Below are 18,534 nucleotides of genomic sequence, written 5' to 3'. Positions count from 1 at the left end.
CGCTAAGGATGAACGTAGATTCACTCGTTCCCACGCCGGGACCCACAGGGCCTAAAAGCATGGAAACCAGGGTTTTAAAAACACTCATGAGATATTTGATCCACTCTTTGCCGTTTAACATTCATTGGGAGCCAAAGCATTGAAACGATTACTGAAGTCTCTATTCTTTTTCCTGCCTCTTATAGTTGCAGTAGTTTCAGTGGAGGCACAAATAACTGAAGGCTTGACTGTATACCCTCTGCCAGACCAAGCCTCTGCCATCACAGGATCTCTGGTGACACTGGGTGTACTGGCACTCAGGCAGCAAACCTGGCAGTCGCTTCCTTATAATCCGAAAAAAGGTACTAAACCGGAGTCGTACAATAAACCTATCGTGCACTATAGCCATGAACCCAAACTGTCATTTCCGGAATACGACCTGCCCGATTACCGTATTTTTTTACAAAAGCAGCAAGCTGAAATGGAGCGGATACATAAAATCGCTGCCGAAGAAATGGCCACGGGCAGAGTGACAATCAAGATCGCCGAAGCAACAACAGACGAAGACACTGCCCGAAGGGTGTACATTGCAAAAACCAACGGAATAACCGTCAGGGAACAAAAAGACATTGAGCAGGAAGCTAAACGACACCGTGAAGACGCTCATGTCCAGTCAGACGGCTCTGCTATGGAACGACCCGATATCCAACTTCCTGATGACAGTGTCCTGTGTCTGGCAGCCACCAGGAAAGCCTGCCGGGAGGTTCTCTCCAAAATAGTCAGCTGCCCAAATTCTGAACCAGACTCAACCAGTGAAAACACCAGCGCCCCAGCGCAGGAAGGTGGACAGGAATCTGACCACACCGGTGAGGATGGGTCTGCTGCCACAGAAGCTGACTCTCAACAGCTGTTAAACCAGCACCTTGCGGGATTCAAGGTGATGCAAACACCCACAAATAACGGTTGTTGGCTGCACGCTATCTATTTATCCACAGGTCGAATCGTATCCACACTGATTCCAACGCTCATTGAAATGATTGACAATCATTTAACACGTAAGACGACACCGGTTCAAAAAAAGATTAAAAATAATTTCCCAGCTAATGAACATTCAGCTTTTCTACTTCGCTGGGCCATTGAACAGGGCGAAGAAAATGTCCAATTGCTCGGGCGACAACTCCACGATAATAAATGGCCGGACTTCAATATTTTATTGCCGCTTCTGAGCCACCTATTCGAAAAAACGTTTGTCGTTGTCAATCTGCATGCCAGCGGATTGACTCAGGATCAGGTTTTTACCTACGCCACGTCTAATCATGCTCAAGTCACCACAGCCTCAGAAGCATCGGCTATCAATACCCCAGAGGCAACGGTCTATCTGGGACTTTTATCCAGAGATCATCACTTTGTCGGTATTCAGCCTGACACCCAGGATGAAAACTGTTCACATAGCTGCACTGTCTGTCTTGACCCGTTTACAAAAGACAGTGGTATCAAGAGTACAAGTTGCTTTCACTACGTGTGTGATACCTGTTTTGAAGAATTGAACCAATTGAACCAACCTTCAGGCTGGACGTGCCCTATGTGCAGGAGGCCACAGAAGTACGTGAAACCTCCTGGCTCTGAACCTGAACGTACAGAAGATGACACTCAACGGCTGTTGAACCGGTATCTTACGGGATTCGAAGTGATACCAACACCCGCAGATAATTTTTGTTGGCTGCACGCTATCCATTTTTCCGCAGATCAAAACGTATCAACACTGATTCAAACGCTCATTTACACAATTGACGATCATTTTTCACATAATGAGCAGGCACCGGAAACCGAGACTTCAGTTTTTGTATCAAACTGGGTAAATGCACAGGGCGAAGAAAATGTCCAATTGCTCAGGCAACAACTCCATTATGGTCAATGGCCTGACTTAAGTATTTTATTGCCGCTTCTGAGCTATCTGTTCGCCAAAACGTATGTCGTTGTCAATCTCCATGCCAGTGGATTGACTCAGGATCAGGTGTTTACTTACGTCACTCCTAATGATGTTCAAGTCACCATTGTCTCAGAAGCATCAGATATAAATACCTCAAGGGAAACGGTCTATCTGGGACTTCTATCCAGGGATAATCACTATGTCGGTATTCGGCCTGACACCCGGAATAACGACCATTCCTGTCCTGTTTGCTATAACAGGTTTACACAAAGCAGTGGCATCAAGAGTACAACTTGCTATCACTACTTGTGTGATACGTGTTTTGATCGTTTGAACCAACCTCCATTCTGGGATTGCCCTTTGTGCCTGAGGTCACAGGAGTACGTTAGGCCCACTGAACAGCCCCCCTCTGCCGACCAGAGGCTCGGGCTAGAGGATGATTATCGTCAGCTATTAAACGAACTCAGTCGGTATGCTCCGGTTCTGGAGAAACCGAGAATGCAAATGATAATGCGGAACCCCAATCCAAACAGGGAAGTAGACATTGATCAGGAGATGGAAATGATAATGCGGAACCCCAATCCAAACAGGGAAGTAGACATTGATAGTAACTATTCAGCACCCAGCAAAGGATGACCGCAGTAATTCTTCATGGCTATAAGCAGGGCTTCGAAAACGTTCTGACCCTGCTTTCTCGCCGATGAAACATAACTCCGTATCCGGCAATACCATTTCGCTCCTTTCTTGCTTCTGATACAACCCGATATTTTTTGCTTCACCTTGCCATTTCTTATGTCTCGTTCACTGCCATTATTGTCGAAGGGGATGTTGAGGTCGGTCATGAATCTCAAGGTTTCGTCCTTGAACTCCACCAACCGCTTAAACAGGTTGAAGGCTTTGGTATTTTTGACTTTGTCACGACCCAGCCGTTGCCGTACTCGTTCCATATACTCAGCCTCTTCAGCCAGCGCTCTTCTCGCTGTCCGCTCGAACAGTGAGGCAATGCGCTGGTAAATCACTTCTGGCATAGCCTTCATGCCAATCTTTCTGAAACCGTTGCTGAGATGGCAGGCCAGTCTCAGCAACCGTTGCAAACGTGCGGCAAGATGGTTGCAGTCCCTGTCAACAACACCCTGTAACTCTCTCAGGTGATGGGCATTGCAGAGGGCATGAAGTGCGGCATAACGGAAGTAAGCCTTATAGTGGTCATGAACTAATATTCCAGCAAAGGCCAGTAAGATGCCCATGGACTCTATGGCGGAGTGACCTCGACTGGGATCAAGGTGATACATCGTCCATTTTTCAGTACGAAGGACATGCATCCACCATAGCGCCCCGGCTACTCTCATGCCTGTTTCGTCAGCACCGGCAATGGGTTCTACCTTGAGGGCATCGGCAATAGCCTGTTCGGTGCTGGCTAACTGGTTATAAGCCTTCTCCTGGAAGGTGCAGATAGAACCCGGGCTAACCTCTAATCCGAAAATATCCATGAAGAACTGGGAAGCGCGCTTGTAAGGCACCAGCTGATACTGGCAAAGATACACGGCCAGTGCCTGAGTAACAGGCCCATACTGCACATGAGAGTCTACGCCTTCGGGGAAGCTGGCCTGCGTTACATGACCGCAGCTACACTTTTTGACCTCTGCTACATGAGCAGTTACTTCAAAGTGACCAAAACGACCGGGTTCAAACACTTGTCGTTCAACCAGCTTAACCGTTTTTTCCGAACGCAGCGAGCAACCGCATTTTTCGCAGTCAATGACAGGGTGGTAGTGGGTATGCTCTGCTTTAGCAGCTTGTCGAAGCGTAGAACCTTTGTGACCTTTCTGGCCGCCAGGCTTACGACCTGACTTCTTTCGTAAGCTTTTTGGGTTGGGTTTTTCGTCTTTTGGGTCGCTCTCCGTCGCCTCTAAAGAGTCCTTTGCTTTGGCGTTGGGTTTTGCATATCCATCCGAGGATGGAGGCTTGCTGCTGTTACGGCTGTTGGTATTGAGTCTAGCTGAGAGTTCTTTGTTCTCCGCCTCCAGCTTTGCCCCTTGCTGGCTCAGCACGGTCACCTGCTCTTGCAGTTCATTCACAACGGCAAGGAGGGCGACAATCATCTGAAATTCGGGAGTAAGCTGACTCATAGCGGCATACGACCAGGAAACTGTACTTCAGGGTGGCACAAAATCACGAAAATACCAGTCGATTACAGGGGGGGGGCTGAATAGTTACCATTGATCAGGAGATAGAAATGACAGAGGCAGATTCTATTAACCACCTGTTACTCAGAATATATTCTCAAAGCACCAACGGCATGGTTTTCGACTTGAGACCCTTGGGGCACCAGTACGGGCTTAACTCTTTTCAGTCATTATCAGAAGAATCCCGTGATCGAATCACTAGCGATGACGATGAAATTGATTCAGAATCAGATTCTCCGTATAACTCAAACGCCATTCCAAACTTCATAATCAACTCAAATGTTGACAACGATGGATCACATGCCTGCGACCAGAAAACCAGGAGGTGATTAAAATAGCCATGCAGTCGCCTGTCAAAAAAAACACTCATGGGATATTTGATCTATTCTTTGCCGTTTAACAATAATTGAGAACCAAGGCATTGAAACGATTTCTGATATCTCTATTCTTTTTCCCACCTTTCACAGCTTCAGTGGAGGCACAAATAATTGACGGGTTGACTGCATACCCTCTGCCAGACCAAGCCTCCGCTATCACAGGATCTCTGGTGACACTGGGTGTACTGGCACTCAGGCCGCAAACCTGGCAGCCGCTTCCTTATAATCCGGAAAAGGGTACCGAACCGGAGCCGTACAATAACCCGTTTCTTCATGTTTCATCGGATGATCCTTTTATTATCAACGGCCCGGAACCTGTGCCCGGCGAGCATACCCTTTGTCAGCCCATAGACACTTCTGAGAACAAAACCTGGCAATGCTTTGGTGTGGAGTCCGTAACCAGCGTGGCGCTCGACACCAACCAGTCTCTCTACCTGAAAACCCATCCTTACCAGAGTATTGTCCTGAGCCATACCCAAGGACCGAAGCTGACATTTTCGGAATACGATCCGCCCGACTACCCGACTTTTTTTAAAAATCAGCAAGCTGAAATGGAGCGGATTCATAAAATCGCCGCCGAAGGAATGGCTATGAACAGGCTGAAGATCAAGATCACCGAAGCAACAACAGACGAAGACACTGCCCGAAGGGTGTACATTGCAAAAACCAACGGAATCACCGTCAGGGAGCAAAAAGACATTGAGCGGGAAGCTAAACGACACCGTGAAGATGCTCATGCCCAGTCACACGGCTTTGCCATGGAACCATCAGATATTGATCTTGCTGATGATGCTGTCCTGTGCCTGGCATCCACCAGGAAAGCCTGTCGGGAGGTTCTGTCCAAAATAGTCAGCTGCCCAAATTCTGAACCAGACAAAACCAGTGAAAACACCAGCCCCCCATCGCAAAAAGGTGCACAAGGCACTCCGAAAGGACGAAAACGCAAGCACTCCGACACCGGTGGAGGTGGATCTGTTGTCACAGCAGCTGTCAGCAAACCTAAGAAGAAAATCAGGATGCTGTACATGTACATGTGCCCAGATAAGGACTGCGGATACATGTCCGACGATCTGGCGCATATGATACGACACATGAACTTTTTCTGGCACGACTTTGACTTCAGAAAACAGTCGCAGTAATTCTTCATGGCTATAAGCAGGGCTTCAAAAACATTCTGACCCTGCTTTCTCGCCGATACCAAGACAGGCCACTTCGCGGTGACTTTTTGACCCATGCGACCGTCTCTCAAAAAAAACACTCATAGGATATTTGATCTACTCTTTGCCGTTTAACATTCATTGAGAGCAAAGACATTGAAACGATTATTGATATCTCTATTCTTGTCCCTGTCTTTCATAGCTTCAGTGGAGGCACAAATAATTAACGGGTTGACGGCATACCCCCTGCCAGACCAGGCCTCCGCTCTCACAGGATCTCTGGTGACACTGGGGGTACTGACACTTAGGCAGCAAACCTGGCAATCCTTTGGCCCGGAGTCCGAACCCAAGCTGACATTTTCGGAATACGATCTGCGCGATTACCAGGCTTTTTTTAAAAACCAGCAGGCTCAAATGGAGCGGATTCATAAAATCGCCGCCGAAGCAATAGCCATGGGCAGGGTGAAGATCAAGACCGCCGAAGAAACAATAGACGAAGACACTGCCCGAAGGGTGTACATTGCAAAAACCAACGGAATCACCGTCAGAGAGCAAAAAGACATTGAGCAGGAAGCTGAACACCACCGTGAAGATGCTTATGCCCAGTCAGACCACTCTGCCATGGAACCATCGGCTATTGATCTTCCTGATGATGCTCTCCTACGCCTGGCACCAAACAGGAAAGCCTGTCAGGAGGTTCTGTCCAAAATAGTCAGCTGCCCAAATTCTGAATCAGGAAAAACCAGTGACAACACCCGTGCCCCAGCGCAAGAAGGTGCACAAGGTGCTTCGGAAGGGCAGCAACGCAACCAAACCAGTGAGGGTCGATCTGTTGCCACAGCAGCTGTCAGCACAACCAGGCATCCGCAACCACCTGCTAAGAAACGAAAGCGCCAGAAAGGCACTGACCTTCCTCCTAAGATATCAGGAGCATTCGATCAGCATTCTGAGGCTAAAACACAGGAAATCAGTAAGCAGGCTCTCAACATCATCGACGCATTGGGGCGTTCTCTGGACAAGCAGAACGAGGCCCGGCGTCCCGATAATAGCAACTGGCCCGTCCTCACTGGGAAAGCTCTGGAAAGGCACAACCAGATGATTCGCCAGCAGGCCAAACAGTATGCCCCGATTTACCGGTGTGACCACGAAGAGTGCGTCTACCAAACCCGCCACTTGAGCAATCTGGAAATGCACAAAAAGACCCCCCACCCCGACCATCAAGAGCAGTTAGACGAGCATCTTGCGGGCTTCAAAGTTATGCAAACGCCCGTGGGTAAATTTTGTTGGCTCCATGCTATCCACTTATCCACAGGTGAAAACGTCGCCACACTGATTCAAACGCTCATTGACATGATTGACAACCATTTACACGATGATGAGCTGATAACTGAACATTCAGATTTTCTATCAGACTGGATAACTGCACAGGGCGAAGAAAATGTCGAACGGGTCAGGCAACAACTCCTCGATAATGAACGGCCAGACTTCAATATTTTATTGCCGCTTCTGAGCCACTTATTCAACAAAACGTTTGTCATTGTCAATCCGCATGGCGATGGATCGACTGAGGGTCAGATTATTACCCGCGCCACTCCTGCCAGTGTTCAAGTTTCAGAAACATGGCCTTTAGGTACCAGAGAAGACCCTGTATATCTTGGACAGCTATCCAGGATTAATCACTTTTTCGGTATTCAGCCTGACACCGGGGATAACAACCATTCACATAGCTGTTCTGTTTGCTTGAACCAGTTTACAAAAAGCACGGGGATCAAGAGTACAAGTTGCTTTCACTACTTGTGTGATGAGTGTTTTAACCGTGAGAACAAATCTCCAGAGTGGGATTGCCCCGTATGCGCGAAGCAACAGGAGTTTATTGATCCCAGAGATTAAGTACTCAACCATAGGAAATCAGTCGTGTTGTGAGTCCTCTCGAAGCAAGCCACTTCGCGGCGACTTTTTGGTCCATAAAGTCGCCTGCCAAAAAAAACACTCATAGGATATTTGATCTACTCTTTGCCGTTTAACATTCATTGAGAGCAAAGACATTGAAACGATTATTGATATCTCTACTCTTGTCCCTGTCTTTCATAGCTTCAGTGGAGGCACAAATAATTAACGGGTTGACGGCATACCCCCTGCCAGACCAGGCCTCCGCTCTCACAGGATCTCTGGTGACACTGGGAGCGCTGGCACTCAGGCAGCAAGCCTGGCAATCGCTTCCCTATCTGCATCATACCCAGGGACCCAAGCTGACATTTTCGGAATACGATCTGCCCGACTACCTGACTTTTTTAAAAAACCAGCAAGCTGAAATGGAGCGGGTTGATAAAATCGCCACCGAAGGAATGGCGCTGAACAGGCTGAAGATCAGGATCATCGAAGCAACAACAGACGAAGACACGGCCCGAAGGGTGTACATTGCAAAAACCAACGGAATCACCATCAGAGAGCAAAAAGACATTGAGCAGGAAGCTAAACGACACCGTGAAGATGCTCATGTCCAGTCAGACGGTTATGCCCCATCGGATATTGATCTCCCTGATGATACTGTCCTGTGCCTGGCATCCACCAGGAAAGCTTGTCAGGAAGCTCTGTCCAAAATAGTCAGCTGCCCAAATTCTGAACCAGACACAACCAGTGAAAACACCAGCGCCTCATCGCAAGAAGGTACACAAGACGCTCCGGAAGGAGAGGAAGACAACCACACTGGCACCGGAGAGGATGGATCTGTTGCCACCGCATCCAGCCTACCAGCTGTCCGATTATGCTGGGTATCATCTGACACCGGTGAGGATGGACCTGTTGCCACAGCAGCTGACAGCACAACTGACAATCTGGCACTTGCTGCTGAACAACAAAAGCGCCAGCAAACTGACTCTGACTCTGACTCTGAATCTAAATGTGTAAGAAGTTATACCTTTTTCTATCCCCCTTGGCCAAGTCAAAAATATCTCCACCTGCCTGCCGACCAAAGACCGTTCGAGTGTCAATTTGAGGGCTGCGAGTACAGCACCCATGATAGGCGCAAAATGCAAAGGCACGTAGGAAAATACCACACACCTTCCTATACCAACGATATGCTCTGTATGGTGATGAGACACGGTAAACACGAGATCCACCGGTGTAAAAATAAGGGCTGCGACTACGCAACCACAGATCTTAGATGTCTGAAAGAGCACGAATGGAAGAAACACTCGACGGTCTTGATATTTGACTGTAAGCATAAGCGCTGTAACTACAGAACCAAGAGCCTTTGCCATCTGAAAAGGCATAAACAGACCCTCCACCCTGCCGACCAGTGACCCAACAGGAAAGACAGGATGTTTGGTCTACTCTTACCATCTAACAATAATTGAGAATCAAGACATTGAAACGATTTCTGAGATCTCTATTATTTTTCCTGCCTTTCATGGCTTCAGTGGCGGCACAAGTTCCTGGCGGGTTGACTGCATACCCCCCGTCAGACCAAGCCTCCACTCTCACAGAATCGCGGGTAACACTGGGTGTCCTGGCTCTCAAAAACACCGGTGCCCCACCGCAGAAAGATGCACAAGGCGCTCCGGAAGGACAGGAACCTGACCACTCCAGTGAGGATGGATCTGTTGCCACGGCAGCTGTCAGCACAACTAACGATCCGAAACCTTCTGGTAACGAGCAAAAGCTCCAACAAACTGAATCTGAATCGGCATCTGCAGAAGACGACCCTCAACAGCTGTTAAACCAGTATCTTGTGGGATTCAATATTATGGAAACACCCGCAGATAACTTTTGTTGGCTACATGCCATCCATTTATCCGCAGATCAAAGCGTTTCCACACTGATTAAAACGCTCATTGATATGATTGACCATCATTTACCAGATAATGAGCAGGCAGTGGCCACTGAACATTCAGATTTTCTAACACGCTGGATAAATGCGCAGGGCGAAAAAAATGTCCGATTGGTCAGAAAGCAACTCATCAAGCAGGATTGGCCTGACCTCAATATTTTATTGCCACTTCTGAGCTACCTATTCAAAAAAACGTTTGTCGTCGTCAATCTGCATGCCAGTGGATTAACTCAGGATCAGGTTTTTGCTTACGCCACTTCTAATCATGTTCAAGTCACCGTAGTCTCGGAAGCATCGGCTATCAATACCCCGGAGGAAACAATCTATCTGGGACTGCTATCCAGGGATAATCACTTTGTCGGTATTCAGCCTGACAGCCGCTATAACAAGCATTCACATAGCTGCCCTGTTTGCCGTGAAGAGTTTACAAAAGACAGGGCTATCAAGAGTACAAGTTGCTTTCACTACTTGTGTGATGAGTGTTTAAAAAAATTAAACAAGCATCCAGTGTGGGCCTGCCCTGTATGCAGGAACCAACAGAAGTATATTGAATCCATTTCAGACAGTGACATAGCCACTGAGCCAGAGATAGAAGTGATGGGGATAAACATTTCTAACAGCGTGAGAATAGGCTCTTCCTGGGTCTTGCACTTAGACGACTTACTTCCATTTTATAGCCGCATCGAATTCACAGCTCCTCTGGAAACGTACGAACAGACCTACCATAAGGCCATGTATGGCGACAGGAACCCCAAACCCAAGCTGTACTTGTGTGACCATGAGGGCTGCAACTACGTCACCCACCTGAGGGGCTGTATGAAAAGGCACAAAAAGACCCAACACTCCGCTGACCAGTGACCCAACAGAAAAGCGTCGCAGGGATTATCTGAACAGGAGAGTGTCATGAGTGACCTGGATCAATACATTCAAGATAGGAAAGCCCGAGACCCGGAATTTGCCGACGGTTATGATGAGGGCTACGAGTCGTTCAAGTTTGGGAACCAAAGCATTGAAACGATTGCTGAGATCTCTATTATTTTTCCTGCCTTTTATGGCTTCAGTGGCGGCACAAGTTCCCGGCGGGTTGACGGCATATCGCCTGCCAGACCAAGCCTCCGCTCTCACAAACACAACTGACGACCTGGAACCTCCTACCAAAAAACAAAAGCGCCAGCAAACCGGCTCTGAATCCGAACTTGTGGAAGCTAACCCTCAACAGCTGTTAAACCAGTATCTTGAGGGATTCAATGTTATGGCAACACCCGCAGATAACTTTTGTTGGCTGCACGCTATCCGCTTATCCGCAGATCAAGACGTATCCACACTGATTTATACGCTTATTAATATGATTAACCATCATTTATCAGGTAATGAGCAGGCACTGACAGCTGAACATTCAACTTTTCTATCAGACTGGATAGCTGCACAGGGCCAAGAAAATGTTCAATTGGTCAGGCGACAGCTCATTAATAAGGAATGGCCAGACTTCACTATTTTATTGCCGCTTCTGAGCCACCTGTTCAAAAAAACGTTTGTCGTTATCAATCTGCATGCCAGTGGCTTGACTCAGGATCAGGTTTTTACTTACGCCGCTTCTAATCATGTTCAAGTCACCATAGTCTCAGCAGCATCGGCTATAAATACCTCGGAGGAAACGATCTATCTGGGACTTCTCTCCAGAGATAGTCACTTTGTCGGTATTCGTGACACTCAGGATGACAACCATTCACATAGCTGCCCTGTTTGCTTTGACGAGTTTACAAAAAACAGTGCTATCACGAGCACAAGTTGCTTTCACTACCTGTGTGATGACTGTTTTGAAAAAATGAAGCGATCTCCGATGTGGGATTGTCCCGTATGCAGGGAGCAACAATACTATACTGAGCCCAGGAATCAGCAGCTCCCATCCCCCCATGAAAGCGGTAACGAAGTAGTCGAACAGAACGACCCGCCTGCCGAACAGGAATCCCCGATTCGAGATGACGAAGAATACGACTTTGGTCCTTTTCGGCCATTTAACGAGTGGAGTCGGTATTGTATGACTCTGAGACTAAAAATGATTGCGCAAAGGTTTATTGCAGACGATGAACCCTCCCAGTAAAACAGACTCTCCAGATTTTGACTAACCTGATTTCCCAATAAACATTTCAACGACCTGCCGACCGGAGACCCAAGAGACCCAAAAGAAAAGCGTCTGACCAGCCGCCATTTAACGAGAAAAGGAAGCGGGGTGGTAAATAATGAGAGCCTGTCGCAAAACTCTGGTTCCCATGCTCCAGCGTGGGAACGAGTGGTAACTCTGGCTCCCATGCTCTGCGTGGAAACGAGGAATATACAGATATCGAAAAAACACTCATAGGATATTTAGTCTACTCTTGCCGTCTAGCAATAATTGAGAACCAAGACATTGAAACGATTTCTGAGATATCTATTATTTTTCCTGCCTTTTATGGCTTCAGTGGCGGCACAAGTTCCCGGCGGGTTGACGGCATATCGTCTGCCAGACCAAGCCTCCGCTCTCACAAACGCAACTGACGATCTGGAACCTCCTGCTAAAAAGCAAAAGCGCCAGCAAACCAGCTCTGAATCCGAACTTGTGGAAGCTGACCCTCAACAGCTATTAAACCAGTACCTTGAGGGATTCAATGTTATGGCAACACCCGCAGATAACTTTTGTTGGCTGCACGCTATCCGCTTATCCGCAGATCAAGACGTATCCACACTGATTTCTACGCTTATTAATATGATTAACCATCATTTATCAGGTAATGAGCAGGCACTGACAGCTGAACATTCAGCTTTTCTATCACGCTGGATAAATGCACAGGGCCAAGAAAATGTTCAATTGGTCAGGCGACAGCTCATTAATAAGGAATGGCCAGACTTCACTATTTTATTGCCGCTTCTGAGCCACCTGTTCAAAAAAACGTTTGTCGTTATCAATCTGCATGCCAGTGGCTTGACTCAGGATCAGGTTTTTACTTACGCCGCTTCTAATCATGTTCAAGCCACCATAGTCTCAGCAGCATCGGCTATAAATACCTCAGAGGAAACGATCTATCTGGGACTTCTCTCCAGAGATAGTCACTTTGTCGGTATTCGTGACACTCAGGATGACAACCATTCACATAGCTGCCCTGTTTGCTTTGACGAGTTTACAAAAAACAGTCCTATCACGAGCACAAGTTGCTTTCACTACCTATGTGATGACTGTTTTGAAAAAATGAAGCGATCTCCGGCGTGGGATTGTCCCGTATGCAGGGAGCAACAATACTATACTGAGCCCAGGAATCAGCAGCTCCCATCCCCCCATGAAAGCGGTAACGAAGTAGTCGAACAGAACGACCCGCCTGCCGAACAGGAACCCCCGATTCAAGATGACGAAGAGTATGACTTTGGTCCTTTTCAGCCATTGAACGAGATAAGTCGGTATTGTGCGATTTTGAGACTAAAAGCGAGAAGTATGTAAGCGAACTCGATCCAGCCGCCTGCTAAGCGCCGCAAAAACAAAGTGTGTCGTATAACCAAAAAGAAAAAAAAGGATGATAAAAAATGATCCACTTCGCGGCGACTTTTTGATCCATACAACCGTCTCTCAAAAAAAACACTTATGGAATATTTGATCTATTCTTTGCCGTTCAACAACGATGTTCAACAGCAATGTTTAGCAGCAGTGTTTAACAACAATAGAGAGAGCCAAGACATTGAAACAGTTACTTAAGTCTTTATTCTTTTTTCTGACTTTCATAGCTTCAGCGGAAGCACAAATTCCCGGCAGGTTGACGGCATACCCTCTGCCAGACCAAGGATCCGCTATCACAGAATCGCTGGTGACACTGGGTGTACTGGCACTCAGTCAGCAAGTCTGGCAACCGCTTCTCTATAATCCGGAAAAAGGTACCAAACCAGAGCCGTACAATAACCCGTTTCTTCATGTTTCATCGGATGATCCTTTTATTATCAGTGGCCCGGAACCTGTGCCCGACTATCACACCCTTTGTCAGCCCATAGACCCTCCTGATAACAAGACCTGGCAATGCTTTGGTCTGGAGTCCATAACCAGCGTGGCGCTGGACACCCAACAGTCTTTCTACCTGAAGAAAACCCATTCTCACCAGAGCATGATTCTGCGCCATACCTATGGACCCAAGCTGACATTTTCGGAAGACGATCTGTCCAATTACCAGACTGTTTTAAAAAATCAGCAAGCTGAAATGGAGCGGATTGATAAAATCGCCACCAAAGAAATAGCTATGGGCAGGCTGAAGATCAGGATCGCCGAAGAAACAACAGACGAAGACACCGCCCGAAGGGTGTACATTGCCAAAACCAATGGCATCACCGTCAAAGAGCAAAAAGACATTGAGCAGGAAGCTAAACGACAACGTGAAGATGCCCGTGCCCAGTCAGACGGCTATGCCCCATCGGCTATTGATCTTCCTGATGATACAGTCTTGTGCCTGGCATCAAACAGGAAAGCCTGTCAGGAGGTTCTGTCCAAAATAGTGAGCAGCGCAGATTCTGAACCAGACAAAACCAGTGAAAACACCAGCCCCCCATCGCAAGAAAGTGAACAAGATGCTTCGGAAGGACAGGAAACCGACCACACCAGTGAGGATGGATCTGTCGCCACAGCATCTGCCAGCACAACTGACGATCTGGCACTTGCTGCTAAAAAACAAAAGCCCCAGCAAAGTGACTCTGACTCTGAACTTGCAGAAAATGACCCTCAACAGCTATTAAACCAGTATCCTGAGAAATTCTTTGCTATGCATACACCTTCAGGTAAATCTTCCTGGCTGCATGCTATCCGTGTATCCTCAGGTCGAAACGTATCCACACTGGTTGAAACGCTCATTAAAACTATTGACGATCATTTAGCAGATCAGAAAGCACTGACTGAAACGTTCGCTATGTTCGATAAGCTCGCTAAAAGGGTGAAAAATCTTTTTAATGAGCGTTCCGCTTTTTTATCACGCTGGATAACTGCACAGGGCGAAAGAAATGTCCAATTGCTCAGGCAGCAACTTTTCGAGAATGAATTGCCAGACCTCAATATATTATTACCGCTTCTGAGCTACCTATCCGAAAAAACGTTTGTCGTTGTCAATCTGCATGCCAGTGGATTAGCTGAGGATCAGGTTTTTACCTACGCCACTCCTGGTAGTGTTCAAGTCAGCGTAGTTTCAGAATCATCGGCTATAAATACCTCAGGGGAAACGATCTATCTGGGACTTTTATCCAGAGATAATCACTTTGTCGGTATTCAGCCTGGCACCAAGTATGACATCTATTCACACTACTGTTCTCGTTGCACGGACCTGTTTACAAAAAATAGTACTGTCAAGAGTACAAATTGCTTTCATTACTTGTGTGAAAATTGTTTTGACGTACTGAACCAACCTCCAGTTTGGGAGTGCCCTAAATGCCGGAACCCACAGGAGTGTATTAATCCTAAGCCGCAGAGGCGGCTGCCTCAGTTAGCGTGCGGCTGCCGCTACTGCACCGATAATGAGGAACTGCTAGAAAAACACCAATGGAGGACTCACGGCCCATTTTTCCACCACTAGCACAACCAAGCCTTGATATCCGTACCCCCCTCGTTCTCACGCTCCAGATTATCAATGGCACCCAAACTCCGTTCACCCTGAGCGGAGTCGAAGGGTGCCGGGCACGGTCTTTATTGTTGGTTCTGAGTCCACATCCTTCGACCGTGCATCCTGAGCGGAGTCGAAGGGCGCTCAGGGTGAACGGAGTCTGGGTGCCATTAATAGAGGGCACTCATCAATTACTTCAGTCTCTCAAAAAAAACACTTATGGAATATTTGATCTACTCTTTGCCCTTTAACGTTAATTGAGAGCCAAGACATTGAAACGATTTCTAAGATCTCTATTCTTGTCCCTGTCTTTCATAGCTTCAGTTGAGGCACAAATAACTGACGAGTTGACTGCACACCCGCTGCCAGACCAAGCCTCCACTCTCCCGCGCAATGCCACGGTCAGCTCCGCAGATTCTGAATCAGACAAAACCAGTGAAAAAACCAGCGCCCCATCGCAAGAGGGTGCACAAGGCACTTCGGAAGGACAGGAATCTGCTGAAGATGACCCGCAACAGCTGTTAAACCAGTATCTTGCGGGATTCGATATTATGCCAACACCTGCAGATAACTTTTGTTGGCTACACGCTATCCATTTATCCGCAGGTCAAGACGTATCCGGACTGATTCGAACGCTCATTGAAATGATTAACCATCGTTTACCAGATAATGAGCAGGCAGTGGCCACTGAACATTCAGATTTTCTATCACAATGGATAGCTGCACAGGGCGAAGAAAATGTCCGATTGATCAAGCGACAACTTCGTAATAAGGAATGGCCAGACTTCAGTATTTTATTGCCACTTCTGAGCCATCTATTCAAAAAAACGTTTGTCGTGATCAATCTGCAAGCCAGTGGATTGACTCAGGATCAGGTGTTTACCTACGCCACTTCTCAAAGTGTTGAAGTCAGCATAGTTTCAGCAGCATCGGCTATAAATACCTCAGAGGAGACGATCTATCTGGGACTTCTCTCCAGGGATAGTCACTTTGTCGGTATTCAGCCTGAGACTCGAGGTGGACAGGATTCACATAAATGTCCTGTTTGCCTGGAACCCTTTACCAAAAACAGTGGTATCAAGAGCACAGATTGCTTTCACTACTTGTGTGATGAGTGTTTTAAAAAACTAAACAAACCGGCAGTGTGGGATTGCCCCGTATGCAGGAAGCCACAGCTGTATATTGAGCCCGAGGATAAGGATCAGCAACCCTCGTACCTCGATGAAAGCGATACCAAAGTGCCCTCACAGACCTACCTGCCTAACGTACAGAAAATCTACATGGATCTTGATCCTTTTCATGCACTACAAACAATCAGTCAGTATTGTGCGACTCTGGCACTGCCAGGGATTAGACAGGAGCCCAATTCAGACGATGAAATATATCCTGAGCTGGTGGTAGACCTGGCAGAAGCGAACTTCAACTTCAGCACCGGCCACACGAGCAATCTGAAAAAGCATAAAAAGCACAGAAAACTCCACCTCCTGCCGAGCAGGAAACCAAAAGTAAAGCGCATAGCCAGCCATAAGAAAAAGAAGGGAGATAAAAAACGATCCGTCGCCGAACCCGCCTCAAAGAATAGGTGACTTTTTGGTTCATGCAACCGTCTCTCAAAAAAAACACTCATAGGATATTTGATCTACTCTTTGCGCTTTAACCTTAATTGAGAGCCAAGACATTGAAACGATTTCTAAGATCTCTATTCTTGTCCCTGTCTTTCATAGCTTCAGTTGAAGCACAAATTACTGACGGGGTGACGGCATTCCCTCTACCAGACAAAGCCTCTGCCATCACAGAATCGCTGGTGACACTGGGAGTCCTGGGCTATAGCCATGGGCCCAGGCTGACATTTTCAGAATACGAACCGCCCGACTATCTGACGGTTTTAAAAAATCAGCAAGCTGAAATGGAGCGGATTCATAAAATCGCCGCCGAAGGAATGGCTATGGACCGGCTGAAGATCAAGATCACCGAAGAAACAACAAACGAAGACACTGCCCGAAGAGTGTGCATTGCCAAAACCAATGGAATCACCGTCAGAGAGCAAAAAGACATTGAGCAGGAAGTTAAACGACACCGTGAAGATGCTCATGCCCAATCAGACAACTCTGCCATGGAACCATCGGATATTTATCTTCCTGATGATACTGTCGTGTGTCTGGGATCAACCAGAAAAGCCTGTCGGGAGGTTCTGTCCAAAATAATCAGCTGCGCAGATTCTGAATCAGACAAAACCGGTGAAAACACCAGCCCATCATCGCAAGAAGGTGCACAAGGTGCTTCAGAAGAGCAGGAGGGACAGGAAGGGCAGGAACAAAGCCACACCAGTGAGGATGGATCTGTTGCCACAGCATCTGCCAGCACAACTAACGACCTGGAACCTCCTGATAAAAAACAAAAGCTCGAGCAAACTGGCTCTGAATCTGAACTTGCAGAAAATGATCCTCAACAGCTGTTAAACCAGTATCTTAAGGGATTCGTTGCTGTGCCAACACGTCCAGATAACTTTTGTTGGCTAGATGCTATCCATTTATCTACAGGTCAAAGCATAGCCAAGCTGGTTGAAACGCTCATTGACACGATCAACCATCATTTACAAGTTAATGAGCAGGTAGTACCAACTGAACATTCAGCTTTTCTATCACGCTGGATAACTGCACAGGGCGAAGAAAATGTCCAATTGGTCAGACAACAACTTCGTAATAAAAAATGGCCAGACTTCAATATTTTATTACCTCTTCTGAGCCATCTATTCAAAAAAACGTTTGTCGTGATCAATCTGCAAGCCAGTGGATTGCTTCAAGATCAGGTTTTTACCTACGCCACTTCTGACAGTGTTGAAGTCACCATAGTCTCAGAAGCATCGGCTATAAATACCCCGGAAGAAAAGATCTATCTGGGACTTCTACACTGGGATAATGACTTTGTCGGTATTCGGCCTGAAGACCATGACCCTAATGTGCACCCGTGTGACCATGAGGACTGCAACTACAGCACCGACAATGAGGATAAGCTGGAAAGCCACAAACTGACCCACCAGCCTGCTAATCAGGAACCCGAGAACCCCACGCAGCACCGGTGTGACCATGAGGGCTGCGACTACAGCACCGACGATGTAGACAATCTGAACCTCCACGAACTGGCTCACCAGCCTGCCAGAAGACCCAGGAGACTCAAACCGCAGCGGTGTTACCATGAGGGCTGCAACTTCAGCACCCTCCGTGAGGAAGAACTGGAAATTCACAAAAGAACCCACGACTTATATGGCTCTGATGGCTCTGATGGCCCTGATTACGCTGATGGCCCTGATTACGCTGATGGCCCTGATTACGCTGATGGCCCTGATTACGCTGATGGCCCTGATTACGCTGATGGCTCTGATGACCCTGATGACCCTGATGACTATGATGACTCTGATGGCTAGTGCACGGTTTCAATGTAATTGATGGGTTCCCTCTATTAATGGCACCCAAGCTCCG

General features: G+C 47.3%; 13 protein-coding genes. 12 read left to right on the top strand and 1 reads right to left on the bottom strand.

Annotated features, from left to right (window positions below):
- Positions 1 to 139: 139 nt before the first annotated feature.
- Positions 140 to 2,545 (top strand): zinc finger, RING-type domain-containing protein, encoded by a 2,406-nt coding sequence (locus tag K7B67_RS01235; RefSeq protein ID WP_252178550.1) that lies wholly within the window; start codon positions 140 to 142, stop codon positions 2,543 to 2,545.
- Here the strand turns inward: K7B67_RS01235 and K7B67_RS01230 are convergent.
- On the bottom strand, positions 2,521 to 4,038 hold the full coding sequence (locus K7B67_RS01230) for an IS66 family transposase (protein ID WP_252178549.1): 1,518 nt from the start codon (positions 4,036 to 4,038) through the stop codon (positions 2,521 to 2,523). The genes K7B67_RS01235 and K7B67_RS01230 overlap by 25 nt on opposite strands.
- Positions 4,039 to 4,145: 107 nt before the next feature.
- Between K7B67_RS01230 and K7B67_RS01225 the strand changes: the two genes are divergently transcribed.
- The 11 genes from K7B67_RS01225 to K7B67_RS01175 all read left to right on the top strand — a co-directional run bounded on the left by K7B67_RS01225 (position 4,146) and on the right by K7B67_RS01175 (position 18,479).
- Complete coding sequence (locus K7B67_RS01225; protein ID WP_252178548.1) at positions 4,146 to 4,424, top strand: hypothetical protein; 279 nt, start codon at positions 4,146 to 4,148, stop codon at positions 4,422 to 4,424.
- 92 nt (positions 4,425 to 4,516) lie between these two features.
- Entirely contained in the window at positions 4,517 to 5,611 is a 1,095-nt protein-coding gene (locus K7B67_RS01220) for a hypothetical protein (RefSeq protein WP_252178547.1), read from the top strand.
- Positions 5,612 to 5,785: 174 nt separating this feature from the next.
- Positions 5,786 to 7,519 carry a zinc finger, RING-type domain-containing protein gene (locus tag K7B67_RS01215; protein ID WP_252178546.1) on the top strand — a complete coding sequence of 578 codons (1,734 nt, stop codon included), beginning with the start codon at positions 5,786 to 5,788 and terminating at the stop codon, positions 7,517 to 7,519.
- A gap of 155 nt (positions 7,520 to 7,674) precedes the next feature.
- Positions 7,675 to 8,931, top strand: coding sequence for a hypothetical protein (locus K7B67_RS01210; RefSeq protein ID WP_252178545.1), 1,257 nt, complete (start codon positions 7,675 to 7,677; stop codon positions 8,929 to 8,931).
- 65 nt (positions 8,932 to 8,996) lie between these two features.
- Positions 8,997 to 10,316 (top strand): zinc finger, RING-type domain-containing protein, encoded by a 1,320-nt coding sequence (locus K7B67_RS01205; RefSeq protein ID WP_252178544.1) that lies wholly within the window; start codon positions 8,997 to 8,999, stop codon positions 10,314 to 10,316.
- Between the two features lie 45 nt (positions 10,317 to 10,361).
- The gene (locus K7B67_RS01200) at positions 10,362 to 10,595 is read left to right on the top strand and encodes a hypothetical protein (RefSeq protein WP_252178543.1); all 234 of its coding nucleotides are present in this window, start codon (positions 10,362 to 10,364) and stop codon (positions 10,593 to 10,595) included.
- 115 nt (positions 10,596 to 10,710) lie between these two features.
- Positions 10,711 to 11,559, top strand: coding sequence for a zinc finger, RING-type domain-containing protein (locus K7B67_RS01195; protein ID WP_252178542.1), 849 nt, complete (start codon positions 10,711 to 10,713; stop codon positions 11,557 to 11,559).
- 306 nt (positions 11,560 to 11,865) lie between these two features.
- Entirely contained in the window at positions 11,866 to 12,927 is a 1,062-nt protein-coding gene (locus K7B67_RS01190; protein ID WP_252178541.1) for a zinc finger, RING-type domain-containing protein, read from the top strand.
- Positions 12,928 to 13,162: 235 nt separating this feature from the next.
- Positions 13,163 to 15,028 carry a hypothetical protein gene (locus K7B67_RS01185; RefSeq protein ID WP_252178540.1) on the top strand — a complete coding sequence of 622 codons (1,866 nt, stop codon included), beginning with the start codon at positions 13,163 to 13,165 and terminating at the stop codon, positions 15,026 to 15,028.
- A gap of 299 nt (positions 15,029 to 15,327) precedes the next feature.
- Positions 15,328 to 16,641: a zinc finger, RING-type domain-containing protein gene (locus K7B67_RS01180; protein ID WP_252178539.1), complete on the top strand. Its 1,314-nt coding sequence runs from the start codon at positions 15,328 to 15,330 to the stop codon at positions 16,639 to 16,641.
- A 92-nt stretch (positions 16,642 to 16,733) separates the two neighbouring features.
- A complete protein-coding gene (locus tag K7B67_RS01175) occupies positions 16,734 to 18,479 on the top strand; it encodes a hypothetical protein (RefSeq protein WP_252178538.1) in 1,746 nt (581 codons plus the stop codon).
- The last annotated feature ends 55 nt before the right edge of the window (positions 18,480 to 18,534 follow it).

Origin of the sequence: Endozoicomonas sp. 4G, assembly GCF_023822025.1 — a bacterium.
In the GTDB taxonomy this organism is placed as follows: Bacteria; Pseudomonadota; Gammaproteobacteria; order Pseudomonadales; family Endozoicomonadaceae; genus Endozoicomonas_A.
This window is presented reverse-complemented; position numbering and strand designations above follow the sequence as displayed.

Bases quoted from the DNA above. Each gene is read 5' to 3' on its own strand.
- K7B67_RS01195 (WP_252178542.1), top strand. From the start codon at position 10,711: ATGGCAACACCCGCAGATAACTTTTGTTGGCTGCACGCTATCCGCTTA.
- K7B67_RS01225 (WP_252178548.1), top strand. From the start codon at position 4,146: ATGACAGAGGCAGATTCTATTAACCACCTGTTACTCAGAATATATTCT.
- K7B67_RS01230 (WP_252178549.1), bottom strand. From the start codon at position 4,038: ATGAGTCAGCTTACTCCCGAATTTCAGATGATTGTCGCCCTCCTTGCC.
- K7B67_RS01200 (WP_252178543.1), top strand. From the start codon at position 10,362: ATGAGTGACCTGGATCAATACATTCAAGATAGGAAAGCCCGAGACCCG.